A 22,862-nucleotide genomic window follows, 5' to 3' on the forward strand; every position below is an offset into this window, starting at 1 on the left:
AGGGGGCGGCGGGGTTAACGGCCGGTAACTGTACCGCACCGACGCCCGCCGCGCTTAACGTCCCGCTAACCATGCGGGCTTCATGGGGGGCAGCCGCCCGCAGCGGCCCGCGCCTTCATCGACTGGGCGCACGCGAAGCTGACAGGACGGACAGATGGGCGCGACGCAATGGTGGCAGGCCCTCTTCCTCGGCCTCGTCGAGGGCGCGACCGAGTTCCTGCCCGTGTCGTCGACCGGGCATCTGTTGCTCGTCCAGCATTTCTTCGGCCTCGACGGCGAGGCCGACAAGACCTTCGCGATCCTGGTCCAACTCGGCGCGATCCTGGCGATCCTGCTCGCCTATTTCACGCGGCTCCTGCGGATCGCCATCGATCTGCCGCGAAGTCCGACGGCGCGCCGCTTCGTGCTCGGGGTCCTGGTCGCCTTCCTGCCGGCGGCGGCGATCGGGGCCCTGGCCCACGGCTTCATCAAGGGCGTGCTGTTCAATCCCCTGATCGTGTGCGTGTCGCTCGTCGTCGGTGGGCTCGTTCTTCTGGTGGTTGACCAGTTGCCGTTGAAGCCGAAACATGACGATGCGACCGCATTTCCGCTGCCGATGTATCTGGCGATCGGATTCATCCAATGCCTCGCGATGATTCCGGGCGTATCCCGCTCGGGCGCGACCATCGTGGGCGCCATGCTGCTCGGGGCCGACAAGCGTTCGGCGGCCGAATTCTCCTTCTTCCTCGCCATGCCGACCATGGCGGGCGCCTTCGCCTACGACCTCCTGAAGAGCTACAAATTCCTCGCCGTGAACGATGTCGCGATGATCGCGATCGGCTTCGCGGCGGCATTTGGCGCCGGCCTCCTCGTGGTTAAGACGGCGCTCGACTACATCTCCCGCCACGGCTTCGCGCCCTTCGCCTGGTGGCGCATCCTGGTCGGCTCGGCCGGGCTCGCCGGGCTCTTCGTCTACGGCTGATCGGGTCGACCGCGGGTTGAACCCGGCGGGGTGCGGCCTTAACTGCGGTGCAGTGAGGCTCCCGGCCTCGGCGGGGACCGCTGACGCCCGATGCGCGCCTTTCTGGATTTCGAAAAACCCGTCGCCGAGCTCGAGGCCAAGGTCGAGGAATTGCGTGCGCTCGGCGAAGAGGGCGACGCCGTCTCGATCGCCGACGACATCGCCCGGCTTGAAGCCAAGGCGAATGCGGCCCTCAAGGAACTCTACGGCGCGCTCACGCCCTGGCAGAAGACGATGGTCGCGCGCCATCCGGACCGGCCGCGCTTCGTCGGCTATTGCCAGCGCCTCCTGACCGAGTTCACGCCGCTCGCGGGTGACCGCCGCTTCGGCGAGGACGAGGCGATCGTGGCCGGGTTCGGCCGCTTCCGCGGCGAACCGGTCTGCATCATCGGCCAGGAAAAGGGCCACACGACCGAGACCCGCATCCGGCACAATTTCGGCATGGCGAAGCCGGAAGGCTACCGGAAGGCCGTGCGGCTGATGGAGACGGCCGACCGGTTCGGGCTCCCGATCATCGCCTTCGTCGACACGGCCGGGGCCTATCCCGGGATCGAGGCGGAGGAGCGCGGGCAGGCCGAGGCGATCGCGCGCTCGACCGAGGCCTGCCTCGCGCTCGGCGTGCCGAATGTCGCGATCGTCATCGGGGAGGGCGGCTCGGGCGGCGCCATCGCGATCGCGACGGCGAACAAGGTCCTGATGTTGGAACACTCGGTCTACAGCGTGATCTCGCCCGAGGGCGCGGCCTCGATCCTCTGGCGCGATCCCACCCGCGCCCAGGACGCGGCCACGGCGATGAAGATCACGGCACAGGATCTGCTCCGGTTCGGTGTGATCGACACGATCGTGCCGGAACCGGCTGGCGGCGCCCACCGCGATCCCGACATCCTCGTCCAGCGAGCCGGCGATGCGATCGAGGCGGCTTTCGCAGGCCTTGCCGGGATGTCGCCCGAAGAGCTCCGCCAGCATCGGGCGGAAAAGTTCGAGGCGATCGGCCGAACGATCGGCTGACGACCTCTCAGGCCACCCGCTGGCGCTCCGGGCCCTCGGCTCCGCCATGGGCTACGACCCGGTTCCGGCCCGTCCTCTTGGCTTCGTAGAGCGCGCCGTCGGCCGCCTTCAGCAATTCGTCGATCGTCCTTGTCTCGGCGCCGAGCTGGGCGCAGCCGATGCTGACCGTGAACCCGACCGGGCTGCCGTCGACGGATGCCCGGATGGCGCTCGCGCCGCCCCTGAACAACTCCGCCAGGAGCTTCGCGCCCTCGACATCGATCGAGGGCAGCAGCACGGCGAATTCCTCGCCGCCCAGCCGGCCGACGAGATCGATCGACCGGAGGGTCGTTCGGAAATGCTGCCCGAGTTGCCGGAGCACCTCGTCGCCCCCGGCATGCCCGAAGGTGTCGTTCACCTGCTTGAAATGGTCGATGTCGACCATGAGGGCGGAGAGGGTGCTGCCAAACCGCTGGCAGCGCACGATCTCGGCCTCTGCAAGCTCGAAGAAGTGGGCCCGGTTCATCACACCGGTCAGCTTGTCGGTCGTCAGCAGCCGCCGGATCTCGTCGCCGCTCGTCTTCTGCTCGGTGACGTCGCGCAGCACCACGGAATAGCCGCTCACCTCGCCGGTCTGTTCTTCGAGCGCCGAGACGAGGCTCTGGCACCAGAACCGCGTGCCGTCCTTGCGCTTCCGCCAGCCCTCGTCGATGTGCCAGCCGTCGCGTCGCGCAAAATCGATCTGCTGCAGAGCCCGCCCTTGGATCGCCTCGGCGGGTGGGTAGAGCACGTTCAGCGTATGCCCCTGGATGTCCCGGGCCGAATGGCCGGTCAGGCGCTCGCCACTCTTGTTCCAGGACTGCACCCGGCCGTTGGCGTTGAGGGACAGGAGGGCGAAGTCGTTGACGCCCGACAGCATGATCGAGAACCAGGACTCGGCCTGCTGCAGTCGGCGCTCCTGGAGAACCTGCGCCGTCACGTCGTTCAGGACGCCCATGATCCGCTGGTTGTCGATCTTGATCAGCGAGCAGGCCAGGATCTGCGGCTCCGCGGAGTCGAGCGACCGAATATGGATGCGGCGGGCCTCGCAGATCGTTCCGCGCTCGCCCGCGAAGCTCGACACGAAATTCCGAAGATCGGGTGCGTGCGAGCCGAGCGCGTCGAACAGATTCGAGATCCCACCCGCGCCCGCCACCGGCAGCAGAAGCTGCGCCCCGAGCGGGTTCATCATCGAGATCGCGCCGCTCGGGTCGATCTCCAACAGGCCGACCGGCGCGACGTAAAGGAACGAGAGGAGGGCCTCGTAGTCGGCTTCCACGTTGGTGGCGTCTGACACAGAATCGAAAGACGGCATCAGCGCTGGATCAGGATGTAGCGGCGGGGGGAACCCGGGCTTTTCAGCATCCGCAGCTTCACCGGCGTCGGCCTCATGCGCAGCGTCAGCACGTAGTCGATCGTGGCGTCGAGTTCGCTTTCGTCGTCCATCCGCTGCGACACCATGAAGTTGTTCATGCAAGGTGCCACGGCGGTGAAGAAATGCTGCCCGACGACGCGTTCGGGCGACAATCCGGCGAGCCTCGACTCGGTTCTGTTGTAGGTATCGACGATGCCGTCCGGACTCAGGCCGATGATGCCGAACGTGGCCGCGTCGGCAGCCTCCGCCCCGGCCGTGTCCAGATCAGCAACCGTTACCGTGTCGAATTTCATCTCTGGCTCCTGAGTGATGTCTAAGCAAGCTTCGTGGAGGATCGGTGAATCGTCGCTGGCCAAGCGGGCTGCCTTAACCCTTCAACATTCGGGCCGCGACCGATACCCGCCAGGCGCGACGGCTCACATGCGGCCTGCAATGCTCTCCGCGACTGCAACGGTGCGGGCGGCCATCTCGGCATGCAGCCGCTCGACCATCCGGCCGTCGAGCGAGATGACGCCGCGGCCGGCATTTTCGGGACGCTCGAAGGCGGCGATGATCCCGCGCGCTGCCTCGATCTCCGCGGGGGACGGGGCAAAGGCCTCGTTTGCGGCTGCGATCTGGTTCGGATGGATCAGCGTCTTGCCGTCGAAGCCGATATCGCGCCCCTGTTCGCATTCGGCCCGGAATCCGTCCGCATCGGAGAGGTCGCTGTAGACACCGTCGATCGCGTCGAGGCCGTTGGCCCGGGCCGCCGCGAGCGCGGTGAGAAGCCACGGCAGCATGGTCCAGCGGCCCGGCACCATGCGGGCCCGGGTGTCCTTGGCAAGATCGTTCGTGCCGAGGACGAGGCAGGCGAGTCGTGCTCCGGGCCCGGACGCCGCGGCCGCGATGGCGTCGAGCCGCAGGATGGCGAGCGGCGTCTCGATCATCGCCCAGAGCCGAATGCGATCGGATGCGCCCGCGGCGGTGAGCCTGGCCTCGGCAGCCCTGATCGCGCCCGGATCCGACACTTTCGGCAGGAGGATCGCGTCCGGACCCGCTGCGATCGCGGCGGCGAGATCGTCCTCCGCCCAGGGCGTATCCGGTCCGTTGACCCGGACCACGACCTCGCGGGCACCGAAGCAGCCCGCCCGGACGGCCGTCGCGACCTGATTGCGCGCTTCGGCCTTCGCCTCGGGCGCGACCGAATCCTCGAGGTCGAGAATGATGGTGTCGGCCGGCAGGGCTTTGGCTTTTTCGATCGCACGCGCATTCGAGCCCGGCATGTAGAGCACGCTGCGGCGTGGCCGCATGGCGGTCATTGCGGATCCCTCGGCGGATCCCTCGGGGGCAGCACGGAAGAGGACGGGCCCGGGCCGCGCGCCGCCTCCAGCATGGCTCCGATCCTGTCCGCGAGCGCCGCCGACGTGAAGGGCTTGGTGATGACCGGGAGAGCCGGATCGAGCCGTCCCCCCGGCCGGGGATCGTCGGAGCCGTAGCCGGTCATGAACAGGACCGCCATGCCCGGGCGAATGCGGCGCGCAGCCTCCGCGAGCGCGCGGCCGTCGAGGCCGGGCAGGCCGATATCCGTGAACAGGAGGGCGACCGGCTCGTCTTCCACGATCCGGAGCGCGGCCGCGCCGTCGGCCGCCTCATGGACGACATAGCCGTCGTCCCGGAGCGTCTCCGCACTCGTACGGCGGACCTGCTCGTGATCGTCGACCACGAGCACGACCTCGCCGCCGGCCACACGCTCCCGGTCCGCTCCCGCGTTTGCGGCCTCGCCAGCAGCGCCAGCCTGCGGACGCATGCGGGGCAGGAACAGGCTGATGCGGGTGCCGGACCCCTCTTGGCTGTCGATCGCGACATCGCCCAGGGATTGCTTGACGAAGCCGTAGACCTGGGCGAGCCCGAGCCCGGTTCCGACGCCCGGCTGCTTCGTCGTGAAGAAGGGCTCGAAGGCGCGGCGAACGACCTCCGGCGTCATGCCGGATCCGGTATCGGCGACCACGATGCTCACGAAGTCGGTTCTCGACGGAGGTCCCGCGCCGCCCTGGTTGCGGGTCTCGATCGTCACGGTGCCGCCGCCCGGCATCGCATCCCGGGCGTTGACGACGAGGTTGAGGAGAGCCGCCTCGAGCTGGTTCGGGTCGGCGAAGGTCCGATCGACGTCCGGGGCGAGGTCGAAGGTGAGGGTCTTGTTCTCGCCAAGCGTCTGGCGGAAGAGATCGGCCATGCCGCGCACGAGCGCATTCACGTCGACGGCCTGCGGTTCGAGCGCCTGCCGGCGCGAGAAGGCGAGGAGGCGCTGCGTCAGGCCGGCGGCCCGCTCCGCTCCACCTCGCGCGCCTTCCACGTGACGTCGCAGCTTCTCGGCCTCGGGCGGCAGGCGACGGGACAGGAGGTCGAGATTGCCGATCACGACCGTGAGCAGGTTGTTGAAGTCATGCGCAACGCCTGAGGTGAGCTGGCCCATGGCTTCGAGCTTTTGAGACTGGCGAAGCTGCGCCTCGACCTCTTCCCGGCCCGTCACGGCCGTGGCCCGTTCCCTCACGGCCTGGGCGACCTCCTCATACGCTGCGAATTGCCGGGCAAGCGCGATCATCACGGAGAGGACGGCCAACGCGACCAGTGCGCCGGAGAGCCCGACGACGAGAGCCTGCCGACGCCACTCGCGAAGGATGTTGCCGAGCGTTCGGGAGGCCGTCGCCAGCACGGCAAATTCAGGAATGGACCGGCTCGCGACGATGCGGGCCTGCCCGTCGGACCCCGACGCAACTTCGAAGACGAGCGGTACACCCGGCGGTTGCTCGGTCCGGAAAGCCGGCTTTTCCGATCGGCTGCCGATGTCCAAGCTCGGGTGACGGACGAGCAGGGTCCCGTCCCGGTGCCAGAGCGCGAGCGCCGCACCCCGTCCGAGATCGAGCGAGGCGTAGAAGTCCCGAAAGTAGCGAAGCTCGACCGCACCATAGACGATCCCGATCAGCGCGCCCGTGGAGGTCGAAAACCGCCTGGCCAGATAGACGGTCCAGTCGCCCGTTCCCCGGTTCTGCACCGGCTCGCTGACGAAGCTCTCCGCCGCGCCGGCCCCCGTTTTCAGGGCGCTGAAATGCGCGCGGTCCGCCAGGTCGATCGGCGGGACGGGAAAGGCGCGGGAGAAGTTCACGACCCGGCCATCGTCCCCGACCAGGCTGATGGCGTTGAGCTGCGGCAGCCCGGAGACGCGGGCCCGCAGGGCGTCGTGGGTGCGCCGGTCGGACTTCTGCCTGCGGAAATCGTCAGGGGTCTCGATGCCCTCGGCCTTGAGCTCGTCGAGGACGCTGCCGAGGACGAGATCGACGCTCTGCAACGTGCGAGTGGCGGCTTCCGCCAGGACGGTGTTCAGATTGGCGAGGCCGCGGCGGGCGTCCTTCATCTCCCGCGCGCGCATCTCCAGCACGAGCAGGACGGTGGCGAGAAGGACGAGGCCGAAAACGACCGTCCCGACGGCCAGGACCGTCCGGAGCGGCCGGCTGGTGCGCCACCTCTCGACCCAGGTCCCGATGACCGTCATCGGGCTGCCACCGCTGGGACGGCGCGACCCGATCAGGTCCGTCGCCATCTGCCCCCCAGGAGGTTTACCTCCTGCCTCCTTGAATTCAGCGACAATCGTAGCCGGCCTGTGCCGAACAGGGAAGCTGAGCTGGGAGCGGCGTCAGGCCGCGACCGTCCGGCGATCGATATGCGACCGGTAGGAGATCGCCTCCGCCAGGTGGATACGCCGCACCAGCCTCTCGCCGTCGAGATCGGCCAGCGTGCGGGCCACCTTGAGGATTCGGTGGAAGCCTCGGGCCGAGAGCCGCATCGCGTCCGCGGCCTCACGGATCAGCCGCATCCCGTCCTCATCGGGCTTGGCGACCTCCTCCAGGACCGAGCCGGGGCAGGCGGCATTGCTGGTGACGCCATCGAGCCCGAGCGCGAGGTAGCGCCGTGCGCCGATCTCGCGCGCACGGGCCACCCGGGCCGCGACCTCGGTCGAGCCTTCCGAGGCCGGTGGCAGGATCAGGTCGGCGGCGGTGACGGCCGGGACCTCGATCGCGAGATCGATGCGGTCGAGAAGCGGGCCCGAGATGCGGGAGGCATATTGCGCCATGCAGCGGTCGTTCGGCTGGCGGCGGCAGGCATAGCCGGGCTCCGTCGCGTGGCCGCACCGGCATGGGTTCATGGCGGCCACGAGCTGCACCCGCGCCGGGTAGGTCGTGCGGTGGTTGGCGCGCGCGATCATCACCGAACCGGTCTCGAGCGGCTGCCGCAGCGCGTCGAGGACGCCGGGCTGGAACTCGGGCAGCTCGTCCAGGAAGAGCACGCCGTGATGGGCGAGCGAGATCTCGCCCGGCTTCGCATTGATGCCGCCGCCGACGAGCGCCGCCATCGAGGCGGAATGGTGCGGCGCCCGGAACGGCCGCCGGCTCGACAGCGCCCCATTCGCCAGCAGGCCGGCGACGGATTGCACCATCGAGATTTCGAGGAGCTCCTGCGGGCGGAGCGGCGGCAGGATCGAGGGCAGCCGGGCAGCCAGCATCGACTTCCCGGCTCCCGGCGGCCCCGACATCAGGAGGTTGTGGCCGCCGGCCGCCGCGATCTCGAGCGTGCGCTTGGCGCTTTCCTGTCCGCGGATGTCGCGCAGGTCCGGCAGCGGGCCCGAGGCCGGCGCCACGGCTGGTTCGGGACGGGCGAGCACCTGGTCGCCCTTGAAGTGGTTCGCGAGCTGGATGAGCGAGCGCGGCGCCAGGATGTCGGCGTCGCGCGAGGCCCAGGCGGCCTCGGGGCCGCAGGCGGCCGGGCAGATCAGCCCATGACCCCGGCCATTGGCGGCGATCGCGGCCGGGAGGACGCCCGCCACCGCCGTGATCGATCCGTCGAGCGCAAGTTCGCCCAGCACCGTGTAGCCCGCGAGCGCGTCCGACGGGATCGCCCCGATCGCCGCCATGATGCCGAGCGCGATCGGCAAGTCGTAATGCGAGCCCTCCTTCGGAAGGTCGGCCGGCGCGAGGTTCACGGTGATGCGCTTCGCCGGCAGGGCGAGGCCCGAGGCGAGCAGCGCCGCCCGCACCCGCTCCTTCGACTCGCCCACGGCCTTGTCCGGCAGGCCCACGAGCACGAAGGCCACATTGCCGGCCGAGATCTGCACCTGAACGTCGACCTCGCGCCCCTCGATTCCCTCGAAGGCGACGGTTGAGACGCGTGTGACCATGAGGGGGTTCCGGCAGCCGCACGCCAGAGTGTCGCGCGGGACCGGGCCCGTCAAGAACAAGCCGTGAACGAGGAGAGCAGGCGAATTCGTGCTGGATTGGAGGCGTCACGGAGAGACGGTGGAGCCATCCCAGGCCAGAACGGCACCGCTGTCCCGGGGCGTCGCGGCCTCGATCACCTCGAGCAGCCGGTCGGCGGCATCGTCCGGGGTGAACAAATGCTCGGCCGGAACGCCCGCCTGAAATGGACGGCTCAGCCCGGTATCGACCGTGCCCGGATGAAGCCCGATGCAGATCGCGTCCGGCCGGCTGCGCGCGAGTTCCACGGCGAGCGTGCGGATGAGCTGGTTCAGCGCCGCCTTGGAGGCCCGGTACCCGTACCAGCCGCCCAGGCGGTTGTCCCCGATTGACCCGACCCGGGCCGAGAGCGCCGCGAACACGGCCTTGCCGCCACGGGGCATGAGGGGCAGCAGGTGCTTGGCCACGAGCGCCGGCCCGATCGCGTTGACCCGGAAGCTCTCTGCGAGCCGGTCGGCATCGAGCTCGCGCCATGCCTTTTCGGGACGGAGCTCAGGCCCGTGGAGGAGCCCCGTCGCGACGATCGTGAGGCCGACCGGAATGCCCGCCGCGCCAATCCGGGCGGCGGTCGCCGCGATGCTGGCCTCGTTCGTGATGTCGAGCGTGCCGGCTCGGGTGCCGGGCCCGAGATCGGTGCCGCTCCTCGACAGGACATGGACCACCTCGAATCCAGCCTTCCGGACGAGATGGGAGACCAAGGCCCGCCCGATGCCCCCGGAGGCACCGACCACCACGGCACAGGACGGCGGAACGATGCTGAGGGTCATGGAGGCGAAGGCATCTCTGCAAGCCCGCCTTTGCACCGACGATCATTGCCCGGGACGGGCGAAATCCGACATGACGGCGAGAGAGGATCTATCCCATGCAACTCACCGGCATTCATCACCTCACCGCGATCACGGCCAGGCCCGCCGACAATCACGGCTTCTATACCGGCACGCTCGGGATGCGGCTCGTGAAGAAGACCGTGAACCAGGACGACGTCTCGGCCTACCATCTGTTCTACGCGGATGGAGAGGCCTCGCCCGGTTCGGACCTCACCTTCTTCGACTTCCGGGTCAGGCCGGAGCGGCGCGGCACCCACAGCATCACCCGGACGGGGCTCCGGGTCGCGGGCGAGGCGAGCCTGCGCTGGTGGGCCGAGAGGCTCGCATCCGAGGAGGTCCGGCACGGCGCCATCCACGAGCGCGACGGGCGGCTGACGCTCGACTTCGAGGATGCGGAAGGCCAGCGCCTCGCCCTCATCGACGATGGCGGCGCGGGTGACGCCTATGCCTGGGCGAAGAGCAGCGTGCCGGCCGAACACCAGATCCGAGGGCTCGGCCCGATCACGATGAGCGTGCCGAAAAGCGCCCCCACCGACATGGTCCTGCGCGATCTGATGGGGATGCGGCAGGTGCGCGACTATGACGGTCCGGATGCCACGAAGACGCTCGTCTACGAGATAGGGGATGGCGGGCCCGCGGCGGAACTCCACGTCGCGATCGAACCGGGCCTGCCGGTCGCGGAACAGGGCGCCGGCGCCGTGCACCACGTTGCCTTCCGGATCCCGGATCAGGATTACGGCGCCTGGGCGGACCGGCTCAAATCCGTCCGGAACCGGGTGCCGTCGAGCGGGCCGGTGGACCGCTTCTACTTCCGGAGCCTTTATTTCCGGGAGCCGAACGGCATCCTGTTCGAGATCGCGACCGACGGCCCAGGCTTCGCGGCCGACGAGCCCAAGGAGACGCTGGGCGAGCGGCTCGCGTTGCCGCCCTTCCTCGAACCCCGTCGGGCCGAGATCGAACGGGGCCTGAAGCCGCTCGCGACGATCCCGTAGGGGTCAGCCGACCACGTCGGTCGAGGGCCGATCGCTGCCCGGCGCCGTCTCATCGTGCCACCGGCCCTTTTCGTCCTGGTACTGGATCGCCTCCGTCTCGCCGGGCGCACGCTGCTCCTGCGCGACACGGTCCGCCGCCGCCCGCGCCGCGTCGTGGCTCGGGAAGGTCTCGGAAAACACGTCGCCGAGCTTGTAGGCCCAACCGCCGTCATGCTCGACGACCTTGTATGTCACGTCCGTCATGGCGATCCTCCCGGGTTGCGCGGTCTGAACGATGGGCGGGGACGCCGGTTCCGGTCTGGCGGTCAGGCGTCGCGCTTCAATCGGTACAGCGCCTCAAGAGCCTGGCGGGGCGTGAGTTCGTCGGGGTCGATCGCGGCCAGCGTCTCCCGGAGCGGGTCGGGAGGCGGGGGCGAAGCGGGCGGGTTCGTGGCCGGGCGCGCGGCCGCGAAGAGGGGCAGGTCGTCGAGGAGCGCGGCTTTCGGGCGCTCGCGGTCGCTGCGTTCGAGCTCGGTCAGGATCACCTTCGCGCGCGCCACCACGGCGGGAGGCAGGCCCGCGAGGCGGGCGACCTGGAGGCCGTAGCTCCGGTCGGCGGCGCCCGGCACGACCTCGTGCAGGAAGACGACGTCGCCCTCCCATTCCGTCACCCGCAAGGTCGCGTTCGAGAGGCGGGGGAGCCGGTCGGCGAGCGCCGTCAGCTCGTGGTAATGCGTGGCGAAGAGCGCGCGGCAGCGGTTTTGCTCGTGCAGATGCTCGATCGCCGCCCAGGCGATCGACAGCCCGTCGAAGGTCGCGGTGCCGCGTCCGATTTCGTCGAGGATGACCAGCGAGCGCTCGGTCGCCTGGTTCAGGATCGCGGCCGTCTCGACCATCTCGACCATGAAGGTCGAGCGACCGCGGGCGAGGTCGTCCGCCGCGCCGACGCGCGAGAACAGCCGGTCGACGATCCCGATCCGGGCCGAGCGGGCCGGCACGTAGGCGCCGATCTGGGCCAGGATCGCGATCAGCGCGGCCTGGCGCAGATAGGTCGACTTACCGCCCATATTCGGGCCCGTGACGAGAAGGATGCGGCCCGGCCCCGCCCCATCCCCCAGCCGGCAATCGTTGGCGATGAAGGGCGCGCCTCCCTCCCGCAAAGCCGCCTCGACCACCGGATGCCGGCCGCCCTCGATCGCGAAGGCGAGGTCGGTCCCGATCTCGGGTCGGGACCATGAGGCTGCGGCGGCGAGTTCGGCGAGCGCGGCCGTGACGTCCAGCGTCGCGAGCGCCTCGGCCGCGGCCGCGATGGAGGGCGCGTGGGCCGTGGCGGCGGCCGCGAGGCGCTCGAAATGCCCGAGTTCGATCGCGAGCGCGCGCTCGCCGGCGGAGGCGATCTTCGCCTCGAGTTCGCCGAGTTCCAGCGTCGTGAACCGCATGGCTCCGGCCATCGACTGGCGATGCACGAAGGTCTGCCGCAACTCGCCACGCAGGAAATCCTCGCCGGCCGCGCTCGGCACCTCGATGAAATAGCCGATCTGGTTGTTGTGCTTGACCCGGAGCGTCCGGCAGGCGGTCTCGGCGGCGTAGCGCGTTTGCAGGGCGGCCACGACCCTGCGGGAATCCTGCGCGAGCGTCCGGGCTTCGTCGAGCGCCGCGTCGAAACCCTCCCGCACGAAGCCGCCATCGCGGCGGTTCAGCGGCAGCGTGTCCCCGAGCGCGTCCGTGAGGGCTTGGCCGAAAGCCGGGTCGAGGCTGCGTAGCGAGGCCGTCGCCGCTTCGATCTCGGCCGGCGCCTCGCCCAAGGCGCCGAGCGCCGTCGCGACCGCCGCGGCAGCCGCGAGCCCGTCGCGCACGCAGGCAAGGTCGCGCGGTCCGCCGCGGCCGAGGGTCAGCCGCGCGAGGGCCCGGGTGAAATCCGGAACGCCGCCCAGCATGTGGCGCAATTCGGCCCGGAGATCGCTCGCCTCCAACATGAGCGCGACCGCGTCGTGACGCTGCCGGATCGCCGCGATGTCGGTCAGCGGACCGGAGAGGCGCTCGACGAGGAGCCGGATCCCGCCCGCCGTCACGGTCCGGTCGATCGCCTGGAGCAGGCTCCCGGCGCGCTCGCCGCCGAGCGTGCGGACGAGTTCGAGGTTGGCGCGCGTGGCCGGGTCGATCAGGAGCTTCGTCCCGCCCGCCTCGCGGGTCGGCGGCGAGAGCGCGGGCCGGCTGCCATATTGCGTGCGGAGCACATAGGCGAGGGCGGAGCCTGCGGCCGCGATCTCGGCCCGGGTGAAGGTGCCGAAACTGTCGAGCGTCGCGACCCCAAAGAACTCCTTCAGCCGGCGCTCGGCCGAGTTCGGGTCGAGGCCGTCGCGGGCCACGGGCGTCAGCGCGGACCGGCATTCGCGCCAGAGCGCCTTAAGGTCGGGATCGTCGTGGATCGTGTCCGGCAGCACGATCTCGCGCGGATCGAGCCGGGCGAGCTCGGCCGCGAGCCCACCGCCATCCGTCTCGGAAACGGCGAACCGGCCGGTCGAGAGGTCGAGGCTCGCGACCCCGTAGCACCAGGCCGAGTCCGAGATGCGCCGGCGCGCGACCCCCGCGAGGAGGTTCGGCCGGGCCGGGTCGAGAAGGCGCTCCTCTGTCAGCGTGCCGGGCGTGACGAGCCGGACCACGTCGCGGCGGACCACGGACTTGCCGCCGCGCTTGCGGGCCTCCGCCGGATCCTCCGTCTGCTCGCACACGGCCACCCGGTGGCCGGCGCCGATCAGGCGGGCGAGCGCGTCCTCGCCCCGTTCCAGCGGCACCCCGCACATCGGGATGTCCTGGCCGAGATGCTTTCCGCGTTTCGTGAGCACGATGCCGAGCGCCCGGCTCGCAAGCTCCGCATCCTCGAAGAAGAGTTCGTAGAAATCACCCATCCGGTAGAACAGGAGACAGCCCGGATTGGCGGCTTTGATCTCGATATACTGCGCCATCATCGGCGTCGCGGGCGCCGCGGGCGTCGCGGGCGCCGGTGCCGCCTCGGCCGTGGGCCGGCTTGGCGATGCGCCGGTCTCGCTCAGGTCTGGGGTGACGCCGCTCTCCATCCTCTCCGGTTATCAGAGTAGCCGGCACGAGGCATCCGGCGCGGGGCGAGACTCGAGGTCCAGGTGCTCCCGGCGGAGCTGAGCATCCTACCGGCTGGTTTGGAACACCATGCTGGCGACCGAGTAGGGGCCGACACGAGTCCGGCCCGGCAGCGTGCCGGGCCGGATGTCATGTATGAGTACGACCCGGCAAGGTGCCGGGCCGGGTTTCGTTCAGCGTCAGACCGCCGGGTAGACGCGCGTGCGTCCACCGCTCCGCATCCCGCCGACCTCTTCGCCCGCGAGGGGCGCTCCGGTGCCGAGGCCCGTGGTGGTGGAGGCGGCAGCGCCGACAGGGCCGCCCGAGAGGGAGCCGGTCGTGCCCGGCGCGTAATCGGTGCCGGTGTCCCGTCCGGTCCAGCCTTCCGACTTCCAGCTGGCCTCACGCTGGTTCATGTCGACCGTGCCCTCGTCGTCGAGGATGTCGACGACCTTCGCATAATGCGCGTCGTCGGCCCGTACGGTCAGGAGCGTGCCGCCGCGCCGGATGCCTTCCGCGTAGGAATGCGCGCCGGCTTCGTCGATGCCGGCACCCGTCAAGGCGCCGACGATGCCCCCCGTGGCCGCGCCGACACCGGCACCGACCAGCGTCGAGGCGAGCCAACCCGCCGCCACGACCGGGCCGAGGCCCGGGATGGCGAGAAGCCCGAGGCCCGCCAGCAACCCGGCGCCTGCGCCGAGCGCGGTGCCGACGCTGGCGCCGGTCCCCGTACCCGTCTCGGCCGACGGATGGTCCCGGCCCGTGACGCCCGTGCCGGAGGTCGTGCCGGACGCAGTGTCGAAGCGGGACCGCTCGGTCTCGTCATTCGAAACGAGGCTGATGTTGTCGTGCGGGATGCCGGCCGTCTCGAGCCGGGTGACCGCTGCGGTCGCGTCGGCGTAGCGGTCGAACATGGCAGTGACTGTTCTGGTCGTCATTGGAAATTCCTTTGATGTGCCGGATCGGCAGAGATGTCAGACCTCGATCGGAGCTGTTCGGCTCAGCCGGCCGCGATGTTGCCCTTGTAGTCGAAGCCGACCGACACGCTCTTGCCGTCCCGCATCGCCTTGCCGCGCCAGATGCCGTCGCCATCCTTGGCGAGATCCGTGACGTTGCTGAAACCGGCCCCTTCAAGGCGGGACTTGACTTGGCCTTCCGTGAAGCTGTTCGCGCCCTTTTCCAGAGCGGTCATCGCCACGAGGGCGGCGGTCCCGGATGCGTTCACGCTCGAGGGCGCGTTGCCGCCGGTGCTGACGGCCGGGTTCGACGAGCCGGTCGGACCGCCGGTGCCGGGCGAAGCCGGACGGGTTCCGGCGGGTGGGCTGCCGGCCGGCGGCATGGTGGTGGTCTGAGCCAGCGCCGAGCCGGCCAGAATGACCGAAGCAGCAAGAATCGAGAGAGAGGCGCGCATTCTATTTCCCCATTGATCAAGGCCGAGCCGACGGAAGAACAATCGCAGCATCTCGGGACCATTACGCCGAGTTGCCACAATATTGGCCATCCGACAGGCAGTCAGCCTCTCGAACAGGCAAACGAGCGTTGCCGAGTTACGTTCCGTCCCGGGTCAAATAAGCCGTCTACTCGCGCACGGATCGACCGGTCGACGAGGGCTCGCGCCGTCGTGCAGGCCCCCGCTAGGCCCGGAGGTCGTCCCCGAGCGGTCGGCGCGACCGGCGCCCAGGAATGCCTTGAGCGGAGGCATCCTGCTCCCTAGGGTCGGGCTCGAGGAAACAAAGGCCCCGAACACATGAACGACAAGACCCCGATCCGCCGCACGCGGCCGACCTTCACCGACCAGGAGGCCCTTCAATTCCATGCGGTGGGCCGGGCTGGGAAGCTGGAGGTGGTGGCCACGAAGCCGATGGCGACGCAGCGGGATTTGTCCCTCGCGTATTCACCGGGCGTCGCCGTGCCGGTCCTGGCGATCGCGGAGAACCCGGCACTCGCCTACGAATACACGACCAAGGGCAACATGGTCGCGGTCGTCTCGAACGGCACCGCGATCCTCGGCCTCGGCAACCGGGGCGCGCTCGCCTCGAAACCCGTGATGGAGGGCAAGGCCGTCCTCTTCAAACGCTTCGCCGACATCGATTCCTTCGACATCGAGGTCGCGACCGAGGATGCCGAGGAGGTCATCAACTGCGTCCGCTACCTGCATCCCTGTTTCGGCGGCATCAATCTCGAGGACATCAAGGCCCCGGAATGCTTCATCATCGAGGAGCGGCTGAAGGAGCTGATGCCGATCCCGGTCTTCCACGACGACCAGCACGGGACGGCGATCATCGCGGCGGCAGGGCTCATCAACGCCTTCCATCTCACCGGCCGCGACATGAAGGAGGCGAAGCTCGTCATCAACGGCGCGGGCGCGGCCGGCATCGCCTCGGTCGAGCTTCTCAAGGCCATCGGCTTCTCGCCGAACAACGTCATCCTCTGCGACACGAAGGGCGTCGTCTATCGCGGCCGGACCGAGGGCATGAACCAGTGGAAGTCGGGCCACGCGGTCGAGACCTCCGCCCGCAGCCTCGCCGACGCCATGGAGGGCGCGGACGCGGTCTTCGGGCTTTCCGCCAAGGGCGCCTTCACGGCCGACATGATCCGGTCGATGGCCGCGAACCCGATCATCTTCGCGATGGCCAATCCCGATCCCGAGATCACGCCCGAGGAGGTCGCGCTGATCCGGGGCGATGCCATCATGGCGACGGGCCGGTCCGATTATCCGAACCAGATCAACAACGTGCTGGGCTTCCCCTACATCTTCCGGGGCGCGCTCGACGTGCGGGCGACGACGATCAACATGGAGATGAAGATCGCGGCCGCGCAGGCGCTCGCGACGCTGGCCCGCGAGGATGTGCCGGACGAGGTCGCGGCCGCCTACCAGGGCTCGCGGCCCCGGTTCGGGCGCGAATACATCATCCCAGTGCCCTTCGACCCGCGCCTGATCTCGACGATCCCGCCCGCCGTCGCGCATGCCGCCGTCGAGACCGGCGTCGCGGGACGACCGGTCCCGGAGAATTACGAGGGGGTGCTGCAGGCGCGCCGCGACCCGACCGCGGGGGTCCTGGCCCGCGTCTTCGAGCGGGTGCGGAAATTCCCGAAGCGGGTCGTCTTCGCCGAGGGCGAGGAGGAGCAGGTCATCCGGGCCGCCATGAGTTTCGTGAACCAGGGTCTCGGCACCGCGATCCTGGTCGGGCGCGAAGACGCGGTTCGGGGCGCGGCGGAAGCGGCCGGGATCGACATCGACCGGGCCGGGATCGAGATCCACAATGCCCGCCTGTCGCGCCGCAACAGCGCCTATGCGCAATACCTGTACTCCCGCCTTCAGCGGCAGGGCTTCCTGTTCCGCGACTGCCAGCGCCTCATCAACCAGGACCGCAACCATTTCGCGGCCGCCATGGTGGAACTCGGCGACGCCGACGCGATGGTGACCGGCGTCACTCGCAACTTCTCGGTCGCGCTCGACGATGTGCGCCGCGTGATCGACCAGAAGCCCGGGCATCGGGTCATCGGCGTCTCGCTCTGCCTCACCAGGGGCCGCACGGTATTGGTGGCGGACACCGCCATCACCGAGATGCCGGACGCGGCGGCCTTGGCCGAGATCGCCGTCGAGGCGGCGGGCGTCGCGCGCCGGCTCGGCATGGAGCCGCGGCTCGCGCTGCTCGCCTTTTCGACCTTCGGACATCCCGAGGGCGAGCGTTCCCGGCACGTACGAGAGGCCGTGAAGATCCTGGACGCGATGCGGGTCGATTTCGAATATGACGGCGACATGGCGGCCGACGTGGCGCTCAATCCCGACCACATGGCCGCCTATCCGTTCTGCCGCCTCACCGGCCCGGCGAACGTGCTCGTCATGCCGGCCTTCCACTCGGCCTCGATCTCGACCCGGATGCTGCAGGAGCTCGGCGGCGCGACGGTGATCGGGCCGCTGATCGTCGGGCTCGACAAGCCGGTCCAGATCGTCGCGCTGGGCGCGACCGACACGGACCTCGTCCGGATGGCCGCGCTCGCGAGCTATCACATCGGCGGGTGAGCGGGGCCGCGCCGCGCGGGGCCGGTCCGCCGCATGTTAAAGGGCGGAACATGCGGCATCGTCCGAAGTTGGACCTTCAACGCAGCAGCCCGCTGCGCCGGAAGGATCCGACCATGAGCAGCACGACCGACAAGATCTCGGGCCTCGCCAACGAGGCAGCCGGCAACATCAAGCAGGGAGCCGGCAAGCTGGTCGGCGACACCAAGATGCAGGCCGAAGGCAAGGCTCAGGAAGTGAAGGGCGAAGCCCAGCAGACGGTGGGCGATGCCAAGGGCGCCGTGAAGGACGCGGCGAAGAAGCTCTGAGGGCGGCTGACCGGGCCCTGTCGGCTCGGTCGTGAACAGGTCGGGCGGCTCAGCCGAGCCGCTCGATCTCCTCCAGCCGGCTCACCGTGACGTCCAGATCGTTCACGAGTCCGTTGGACAGAGAATAGACCCACCCATGCACGGCGAGGTCCTGACCTCGCGCCCAAGCATCCTGGACGAAGACGTCGGAGGCGACGTTCCGGACCTGCCGGATCACGTTCAGCTCGCAGAGCCGGTCGAGCCGCGGGCGACCGTCCGGGATCACTTCGAGTTCTGCCCGATGCGCGTGGGCGACCTCGCGGATGGGATGCAGCCAATGGTCGACGAGCCCGCGACGCTGGCCGTCCACCGCCGCCGCGACGCCGCCGCAGCCGTAATGCCCCACCACCATGATGTGCTTCACCTTGATCACGTCCACGGCGAATTGCAGCACGGAGAGGTAGTTTGCGTCCTGGGGTGGGGCGAGATTCGCCACGTTGCGATGTACGAAGAGTTCGCCCGGGTCGAGGTCGACGATCTCGTTCGCCGGCACGCGGCTGTCGGAGCAGCCGATCCACAGATATTCCGGCGCCTGCTGGCCTTCGAGCCGGCGGAAAAAGCCGGGATCGGCGCCGACCTTGCGCTCGGCCCAGGCACGATTGTTCGACTTCAGGTGGTCCAGCATGGCGGTCACGACGTTGTGTGCGGTGCGACATGCGGGATGCGCTAAGCCGAGTCAATTTTGGCGCCCAGGCTTGGCCGGAATAGGTGGCCCGGCTTGGCTTCCTGCTTCATTCACCTGCCGGAGGATCTGTCTTTGACATCACGCCATCTCATCGTTGGGGCGGCCTTGGGGGCCGGCCTCCTGGCCAGCACGTTGACGATCGCTCAGTCCGCTCCGACCCGCGTGCGCGGCGTCATCACCTCGCTGTCGGGCGGAACGCTGACGGTCGCGTCCCGCGAAGGCCCGACACTCTCGATCATGCTCGCGGAGAACGCCCGCGTCGTCGCGGTCGCCCGGGCGACGCTCGCCGATATCAGGCCGGGCACCTTCGTGGGGGTAGCCGCCATGCCGCGGCCCGACGGGACGCAACTCGCGATCGAGGTGCTGATCTTCCCCGAGGCCATGCGGGGTGCCGGCGAAGGTCACCGGCCGTGGGACCTCTTGCCGGAGAGCACCATGACGAACGCGACCGTTGCCGAGACGGTCACGAAGACGGATGGTCCGACGCTGACGCTCACCTACAAGGACGGCCAGAAGATCATCACGGTGCCGCCCGAGGCCCCGATCGTCACCTTCATCCCGGCCGACCGTGGCGATCTGAAGCCGGGCGCCCGCATCTTCTCGACCGTGACGAAGACCGAGGCGGGCGCGTTGACGGCCGCCAGCGTCACGGTCGGCAAGGATGGCGTCGATCCGCCGATGTGAGCGGAGCGTCGGATCAGGTCTTGTCGTCGAGGTCCAACATGCTCTCGTAGTCGCGGGCGCCATGCACGACGCGGACGATCTCGATATACCGTTCGGAGATCCGGTAGAGGATGAGGTAATCCCGGTATGACCGCCTCCGGAGACCGCTTCGTTCACGGCCCGGCAGGACGGGAAACGCCGGCGGCGCATCCACCAATGCGAGGATGCGCCCACGCAATTCGACGATGAAGCTGATGGCCCGGCCCGGATTGCGCTCGGCGATGTAATCGCAGATCCGCTCGAGGTCGGCCTCCGCCTCCGCGGAGAGGATCACCGTCAGCATGTCAGGCGGACCGGTACTTGACCTCCAGCCTGTCGAGCACCTCGGAAGCCGGTCGGGAACGACCGGCGTCCAAGTCCGCCAACCCGCGCTGAATGCCTGCGTTCAGAGCGGCGAAACGAGCTTCCCGCTCCTGAACCAGGCGAACACCCTCTCGGAGAATTTCGCTCTTGGAATTGTAGCGACCTTGCTTAACCAGGTCCGCGACATACGCCTCGAGGGCGCTGCCAAGTTCGACACTGAGCGACATCGACCTCTCCGACAAAGCCGATAACAATTATCGGCTCGGGTCAACGCAGGCAACGCGCCTCACGGCTTCAGCCGGTATCCCGTCCGGAACATCCAGGTCACGATCGCCGCGCAGAGCGCCAGGAAGGCGAGGGTCATGGCGAGGCTGATCTCGACACCGACATCGGCCGTCCCGAAGAAGCTCCAGCGGAACCCGCTGACCAGGTAGAGCACCGGATTGAACAGGGAGACCGTGCGCCAGAAGGGCGGCAGCATGTCGATCGAATAGAAGCTGCCGCCCAGGAAGGTGAGCGGGGTGATGATCAGGAGCGGGATCAGCTGCAGTTTTTCGAAATTGTCCGCCCAGATTCCGATCAGAAAGCCGAACAGGCTGAAGGTCACTGAGGTGAGGACCAGGAAGGCCACCATCCAGACCGGATGCGCGATCCCGAACGGCACGAACAGGCGCGCGGTCGCCAGGATGATGAGCCCGAGGATGATCGATTTCGTGGCCGCCGCCGCGACGTAGCTTCCGGTCAGCTCGAGCGCCGAGACCGGCGCCGAGAGATGCTCGAAGATCGTGCCGGTGAATTTCGGAAAGTAGATCGCGAAGGAGGCGTTCGACACGCTCTGGGTCAGGAGCGACAGCATGAGAAGGCCCGGCACCAGGAAAGCCCCGTAGCTGACCCCGTCGACCTCGGCCATCCGGCTGCCGATGGCGGAGCCGAAAACCACGAAATAGAGCGAGGTCGAGAGAACGGGCGAGATCACGCTCTGCAGGAGCGTGCGCCTCATGCGGGCCATCTCGAAGACGTAGATGGCCCGGATCGCGTGCGGGTTCACGGACGGTTCTCCACCAGCTTCACGAAGATCTCCTCGAGCGAACTCTGCTCCGTCCTGAGGTCGGCGACCGCGATCCCGGTTGCGGCCAGGCTCTCCAGCAGGGCCGCGATCCCGGTCTCCTGGCCCTGAGGTCCATAGGTGTAGACGAGCTGCCGTCCGTCAGGAGAGAGGGTGAGGCCGGTCTCGGGGAGGCCCGGAGGCAAAGCCGGCAGAGGGTGGGCGAGATGCATCGTCAGCTTCTTCGTGCCGAGCTTCCGCATCAGCTCGGCCTTCTCCTCGACCAGGATCAGTTCGCCCCGGCTGATCACCCCGATCCGGTCGGCCATCTGCTCCGCCTCGTCGATATAGTGGGTGGTGAGCACGATCGTGACGCCGGAGGCCCGAAGCTCGCGCACGATCTGCCACATGTCGCGCCGGAGCTCGACATCGACCCCGGCGGTCGGCTCGTCGAGGAACAGGATCTGGGGCTCGTGCGAGAGGGCTTTGGCGATCAGCACGCGCCTTTTCATGCCGCCGGACAGCGTCATGATGCGCTGGTCCCGCTTTTCCCAGAGCGAGAGGTCCCGCAGGGTCTTCTCGATGAAGGCCGGGTTCGGCGGCTTCCCGAACAGCCCGCGGCTGAAGCTCACCGTCGCCCAGACCGACTCGAAGGCGTCCGTCGAGAGTTCCTGCGGCACGAGGCCGATCCGGGACCGCGCGGCCCGGTAGTCCCGCACGATGTCGTGGCCGTCCGCCAGCACCGTTCCGGTCGTCGCCGACACCGTCCCGCAGACGATGCCGATCAGGGTCGTCTTGCCGGCGCCGTTCGGCCCGAGCAGCGCGAAGATCTCGCCCCGGCGGATCTCCAGATCGACGCTCTTCAGGGCCTGGAAGCCGGACGCATAGGTCTTCGACAGGTTATGGATCGACAGGGCAGGCTGCATCGGACCGGATTCGCGGGATGGGGGCAGAGCCATGCTCCGCTTTCCCGGGCGGGTCCAGCGGCGAGGAGCTCACCGATACGCAATCAAAGCCGCGGGCAAGATGATTGCCGATGGGCTATCATGTTGCCCGACGACGCTCTCGCCAGGATGCCGGCCGTGCCGAAAGGCCCCACCACACCTCCTCCTCCGGCCGACCCCTGCGATCCCGCGGACACCTTCCGGCAGGCCCGGCAGGCCCGCCGACTCGAACTCGTCGAGGATTATGTCGAGCTGATCGCGGACCTGATCGACGAGACCGGCGAGGCCCGCCAGGTCGACATCGCCCAGCGCCTCGGGGTGGCGCAGCCGACCGTCGCCAAGATGCTGAAGCGTCTCGTTGCCGGGGGCCTCGTGCTGCAGCGGCCCTATCGGGGCGTGTTCCTGACGCCCTCCGGGCAGGAACTCGCCGAGATGAGCCGAAGCCGCCATCAGATCGTCGAGGCCTTCTTGCGCGCGGTCGGCGTCAGCCCGGACACGGCTCGCATCGACGCCGAGGGCATCGAGCATCACGCCAGCGACGAGACCCTCGAAGTGTTCCGCGCCTTCGTCGCCCGGATGACCTGACCGGCGCACGGCCCCGCTCCTTCACGGTGCGCGGGGGCCGCCGAGTTCGGCCGTTGCCGGGCTCTCGGCGATCTGGCGCAAGTTCGCGAGCCCGGCCTCGAAGTCGCCGCCGACCATGCGGTCCATGTTGAAGAACAGGTGGATGATCTTGGCGAAGTAGGGAACCTCGCCCCGCATCACCCAGGTCACTTCGGTGCCGCCCGAGACGGGCTCGAGCAGGAACTCGACCTGATTTTGCGCCTCGAACGGTTTCAGCATGTCGAGCTTCATGGCGACCCGTCGCGGCGCCGTCACGTCGGTGAGCTCGATCCGGCCCGCGCCGACATTCTTGTCGCCCTCCCACTCGTAGATCGACCCCGGCCCTTCCGCCGGACCGCGATAGCCGCGCTTCATGCCCGGATCCTTGCGCTCATAGGGCGACCAGGGCTGCCAGCGCCGAAGGTCGGCGATGAGGGGAAAGATCCTGTCCGGCGAGGCCGCGATCGTCGCCTGGCGACGGACCTGGAAGGTATCGGGCCTCGTCGCCGCGAGAGCGAGGACGGCGACGATGCCGGCCCCGATCAGCAGGAGGATGAGAGTGATCACGGTTCTGGTCATGGAACGGTCCTGCGCATGCGTGGCGACTG

The 22,862-nt window shown here is 68.9% G+C and carries 23 protein-coding genes; 7 read left to right on the forward strand and 16 right to left on the reverse strand.

The annotated features are described in order from the left end of the window. Nucleotides 1-154: 154 nt before the first annotated feature. Nucleotides 155-961 carry an undecaprenyl-diphosphate phosphatase gene (locus ACFE87_RS05790; protein WP_375458666.1) on the forward strand — a complete coding sequence of 269 codons (807 nt, stop codon included), beginning with the start codon at nucleotides 155-157 and terminating at the stop codon, nucleotides 959-961. 90 nt (nucleotides 962-1,051) lie between these two features. Next, nucleotides 1,052-2,008 (forward strand): acetyl-CoA carboxylase carboxyltransferase subunit alpha, encoded by a 957-nt coding sequence (locus ACFE87_RS05795; RefSeq protein WP_375458667.1) that lies wholly within the window; start codon nucleotides 1,052-1,054, stop codon nucleotides 2,006-2,008. A gap of 7 nt (nucleotides 2,009-2,015) precedes the next feature. Here ACFE87_RS05795 and ACFE87_RS05800 read toward each other — a convergent pair whose 3' ends face one another. The 6 genes from ACFE87_RS05800 to ACFE87_RS05825 form a co-directional block, all read right to left on the reverse strand. Beyond that, complete coding sequence (locus tag ACFE87_RS05800) at nucleotides 2,016-3,323, reverse strand: diguanylate cyclase (RefSeq protein WP_375458668.1); 1,308 nt, start codon at nucleotides 3,321-3,323, stop codon at nucleotides 2,016-2,018. 17 nt (nucleotides 3,324-3,340) lie between these two features. Next, a complete protein-coding gene (locus ACFE87_RS05805) occupies nucleotides 3,341-3,694 on the reverse strand; it encodes a PAS domain-containing protein (RefSeq protein WP_375458669.1) in 354 nt (117 codons plus the stop codon). A gap of 123 nt (nucleotides 3,695-3,817) precedes the next feature. Further along, nucleotides 3,818-4,699, reverse strand: coding sequence for an HpcH/HpaI aldolase/citrate lyase family protein (locus tag ACFE87_RS05810; protein WP_375458670.1), 882 nt, complete (start codon nucleotides 4,697-4,699; stop codon nucleotides 3,818-3,820). Beyond that, nucleotides 4,696-6,930 (reverse strand): ATP-binding protein, encoded by a 2,235-nt coding sequence (locus ACFE87_RS05815; RefSeq protein WP_375458671.1) that lies wholly within the window; start codon nucleotides 6,928-6,930, stop codon nucleotides 4,696-4,698. Before ACFE87_RS05815 ends, ACFE87_RS05810 begins: the two co-directional genes overlap by 4 nt. 141 nt (nucleotides 6,931-7,071) lie before the next feature. Beyond that, nucleotides 7,072-8,610 carry a YifB family Mg chelatase-like AAA ATPase gene (locus tag ACFE87_RS05820; protein ID WP_375458672.1) on the reverse strand — a complete coding sequence of 513 codons (1,539 nt, stop codon included), beginning with the start codon at nucleotides 8,608-8,610 and terminating at the stop codon, nucleotides 7,072-7,074. 105 nt (nucleotides 8,611-8,715) lie between these two features. After that, nucleotides 8,716-9,453 carry an SDR family NAD(P)-dependent oxidoreductase gene (locus ACFE87_RS05825; RefSeq protein ID WP_375458673.1) on the reverse strand — a complete coding sequence of 246 codons (738 nt, stop codon included), beginning with the start codon at nucleotides 9,451-9,453 and terminating at the stop codon, nucleotides 8,716-8,718. A 95-nt stretch (nucleotides 9,454-9,548) separates the two neighbouring features. Here ACFE87_RS05825 and ACFE87_RS05830 point away from each other — a divergent pair, with 95 nt between their 5' ends. After that, the gene (locus tag ACFE87_RS05830; protein ID WP_375458674.1) at nucleotides 9,549-10,505 is read left to right on the forward strand and encodes a ring-cleaving dioxygenase; all 957 of its coding nucleotides are present in this window, start codon (nucleotides 9,549-9,551) and stop codon (nucleotides 10,503-10,505) included. Nucleotides 10,506-10,508: 3 nt separating this feature from the next. Here ACFE87_RS05830 and ACFE87_RS05835 read toward each other — a convergent pair whose 3' ends face one another. From ACFE87_RS05835 to ACFE87_RS05850, 4 genes are all read right to left on the reverse strand, one after another. Further along, the gene (locus ACFE87_RS05835; protein WP_375458675.1) at nucleotides 10,509-10,748 is read right to left on the reverse strand and encodes a DUF2188 domain-containing protein; all 240 of its coding nucleotides are present in this window, start codon (nucleotides 10,746-10,748) and stop codon (nucleotides 10,509-10,511) included. Nucleotides 10,749-10,810: 62 nt separating this feature from the next. After that, nucleotides 10,811-13,561, reverse strand: a complete 2,751-nt coding sequence (gene mutS / locus ACFE87_RS05840) for a DNA mismatch repair protein MutS (protein WP_375458676.1) — start codon at nucleotides 13,559-13,561, stop codon at nucleotides 10,811-10,813. A gap of 219 nt (nucleotides 13,562-13,780) precedes the next feature. Next, entirely contained in the window at nucleotides 13,781-14,518 is a 738-nt protein-coding gene (locus tag ACFE87_RS05845; protein ID WP_375458677.1) for a hypothetical protein, read from the reverse strand. Between the two features lie 62 nt (nucleotides 14,519-14,580). Beyond that, nucleotides 14,581-14,991, reverse strand: coding sequence for a hypothetical protein (locus tag ACFE87_RS05850; RefSeq protein WP_375458678.1), 411 nt, complete (start codon nucleotides 14,989-14,991; stop codon nucleotides 14,581-14,583). Between the two features lie 336 nt (nucleotides 14,992-15,327). Between ACFE87_RS05850 and ACFE87_RS05855 the strand changes: the two genes are divergently transcribed. Next, entirely contained in the window at nucleotides 15,328-17,607 is a 2,280-nt protein-coding gene (locus tag ACFE87_RS05855; protein ID WP_375458679.1) for an NADP-dependent malic enzyme, read from the forward strand. Nucleotides 17,608-17,720: 113 nt separating this feature from the next. Beyond that, nucleotides 17,721-17,912 (forward strand): CsbD family protein, encoded by a 192-nt coding sequence (locus tag ACFE87_RS05860; RefSeq protein ID WP_375458680.1) that lies wholly within the window; start codon nucleotides 17,721-17,723, stop codon nucleotides 17,910-17,912. A gap of 49 nt (nucleotides 17,913-17,961) precedes the next feature. Here the strand turns inward: ACFE87_RS05860 and ACFE87_RS05865 are convergent, their stop codons facing one another. After that, nucleotides 17,962-18,576, reverse strand: coding sequence for a carbonic anhydrase (locus tag ACFE87_RS05865; protein ID WP_375458681.1), 615 nt, complete (start codon nucleotides 18,574-18,576; stop codon nucleotides 17,962-17,964). Between the two features lie 132 nt (nucleotides 18,577-18,708). Between ACFE87_RS05865 and ACFE87_RS05870 the strand changes: the two genes are divergently transcribed. Beyond that, on the forward strand, nucleotides 18,709-19,320 hold the full coding sequence (locus ACFE87_RS05870) for a hypothetical protein (RefSeq protein ID WP_375458682.1): 612 nt from the start codon (nucleotides 18,709-18,711) through the stop codon (nucleotides 19,318-19,320). Between the two features lie 13 nt (nucleotides 19,321-19,333). On the opposite strand, the gene ACFE87_RS05875 is transcribed toward ACFE87_RS05870, so the two are convergent. From ACFE87_RS05875 to ACFE87_RS05890, 4 genes are read right to left on the reverse strand one after another with little or no spacing between them, the layout of a single operon-like run. Next, nucleotides 19,334-19,642 carry a type II toxin-antitoxin system RelE/ParE family toxin gene (locus ACFE87_RS05875; RefSeq protein ID WP_375458683.1) on the reverse strand — a complete coding sequence of 103 codons (309 nt, stop codon included), beginning with the start codon at nucleotides 19,640-19,642 and terminating at the stop codon, nucleotides 19,334-19,336. A gap of 1 nt (nucleotide 19,643) precedes the next feature. Further along, nucleotides 19,644-19,889, reverse strand: coding sequence for a type II toxin-antitoxin system ParD family antitoxin (locus ACFE87_RS05880; RefSeq protein WP_375458684.1), 246 nt, complete (start codon nucleotides 19,887-19,889; stop codon nucleotides 19,644-19,646). Between the two features lie 59 nt (nucleotides 19,890-19,948). Further along, on the reverse strand, nucleotides 19,949-20,710 hold the full coding sequence (locus tag ACFE87_RS05885) for an ABC transporter permease (RefSeq protein ID WP_375458685.1): 762 nt from the start codon (nucleotides 20,708-20,710) through the stop codon (nucleotides 19,949-19,951). After that, a complete protein-coding gene (locus ACFE87_RS05890) occupies nucleotides 20,707-21,633 on the reverse strand; it encodes an ABC transporter ATP-binding protein (protein WP_375458708.1) in 927 nt (308 codons plus the stop codon). The genes ACFE87_RS05885 and ACFE87_RS05890 overlap by 4 nt, the downstream gene beginning before the upstream one ends. Nucleotides 21,634-21,753: 120 nt before the next feature. On the opposite strand from ACFE87_RS05890, the gene mntR reads away from it, so the two are divergent. Next, entirely contained in the window at nucleotides 21,754-22,236 is a 483-nt protein-coding gene (gene mntR, locus ACFE87_RS05895) for a manganese-binding transcriptional regulator MntR (protein WP_375458686.1), read from the forward strand. Nucleotides 22,237-22,257: 21 nt separating this feature from the next. Here mntR and ACFE87_RS05900 read toward each other — a convergent pair whose 3' ends face one another. Beyond that, nucleotides 22,258-22,833, reverse strand: coding sequence for an SRPBCC family protein (locus ACFE87_RS05900; RefSeq protein ID WP_375458687.1), 576 nt, complete (start codon nucleotides 22,831-22,833; stop codon nucleotides 22,258-22,260). Between the last annotated feature and the right edge of the window lie 29 nt (nucleotides 22,834-22,862).

The organism is uncultured Enterovirga sp. (assembly GCF_964242715.1).
Classification (GTDB): Bacteria; Pseudomonadota; Alphaproteobacteria; order Rhizobiales; family Beijerinckiaceae; genus Enterovirga.

Coding starts and splice junctions, on each gene's coding strand:
- ACFE87_RS05825 (WP_375458673.1), bottom strand. CDS start 9,453: ATGACCCTCAGCATCGTTCCGCCGTCCTGTGCCGTGGTGGTCGGTGCC.
- ACFE87_RS05855 (WP_375458679.1), top strand. CDS start 15,328: ATGAACGACAAGACCCCGATCCGCCGCACGCGGCCGACCTTCACCGAC.
- ACFE87_RS05835 (WP_375458675.1), bottom strand. CDS start 10,748: ATGACGGACGTGACATACAAGGTCGTCGAGCATGACGGCGGTTGGGCC.
- ACFE87_RS05860 (WP_375458680.1), top strand. CDS start 17,721: ATGAGCAGCACGACCGACAAGATCTCGGGCCTCGCCAACGAGGCAGCC.
- ACFE87_RS05900 (WP_375458687.1), bottom strand. CDS start 22,833: ATGACCAGAACCGTGATCACTCTCATCCTCCTGCTGATCGGGGCCGGC.
- ACFE87_RS05805 (WP_375458669.1), bottom strand. CDS start 3,694: ATGAAATTCGACACGGTAACGGTTGCTGATCTGGACACGGCCGGGGCG.
- mutS (WP_375458676.1), bottom strand. CDS start 13,561: ATGGAGAGCGGCGTCACCCCAGACCTGAGCGAGACCGGCGCATCGCCA.
- ACFE87_RS05790 (WP_375458666.1), top strand. CDS start 155: ATGGGCGCGACGCAATGGTGGCAGGCCCTCTTCCTCGGCCTCGTCGAG.
- ACFE87_RS05830 (WP_375458674.1), top strand. CDS start 9,549: ATGCAACTCACCGGCATTCATCACCTCACCGCGATCACGGCCAGGCCC.
- ACFE87_RS05865 (WP_375458681.1), bottom strand. CDS start 18,576: ATGCTGGACCACCTGAAGTCGAACAATCGTGCCTGGGCCGAGCGCAAG.
- ACFE87_RS05810 (WP_375458670.1), bottom strand. CDS start 4,699: ATGACCGCCATGCGGCCACGCCGCAGCGTGCTCTACATGCCGGGCTCG.
- ACFE87_RS05845 (WP_375458677.1), bottom strand. CDS start 14,518: ATGACGACCAGAACAGTCACTGCCATGTTCGACCGCTACGCCGACGCG.
- ACFE87_RS05890 (WP_375458708.1), bottom strand. CDS start 21,633: ATGCAGCCTGCCCTGTCGATCCATAACCTGTCGAAGACCTATGCGTCC.
- ACFE87_RS05815 (WP_375458671.1), bottom strand. CDS start 6,930: ATGACGGTCATCGGGACCTGGGTCGAGAGGTGGCGCACCAGCCGGCCG.
- ACFE87_RS05795 (WP_375458667.1), top strand. CDS start 1,052: ATGCGCGCCTTTCTGGATTTCGAAAAACCCGTCGCCGAGCTCGAGGCC.
- mntR (WP_375458686.1), top strand. CDS start 21,754: ATGTTGCCCGACGACGCTCTCGCCAGGATGCCGGCCGTGCCGAAAGGC.
- ACFE87_RS05850 (WP_375458678.1), bottom strand. CDS start 14,991: ATGCGCGCCTCTCTCTCGATTCTTGCTGCTTCGGTCATTCTGGCCGGC.
- ACFE87_RS05875 (WP_375458683.1), bottom strand. CDS start 19,642: ATGCTGACGGTGATCCTCTCCGCGGAGGCGGAGGCCGACCTCGAGCGG.
- ACFE87_RS05880 (WP_375458684.1), bottom strand. CDS start 19,889: ATGTCGCTCAGTGTCGAACTTGGCAGCGCCCTCGAGGCGTATGTCGCG.
- ACFE87_RS05820 (WP_375458672.1), bottom strand. CDS start 8,610: ATGGTCACACGCGTCTCAACCGTCGCCTTCGAGGGAATCGAGGGGCGC.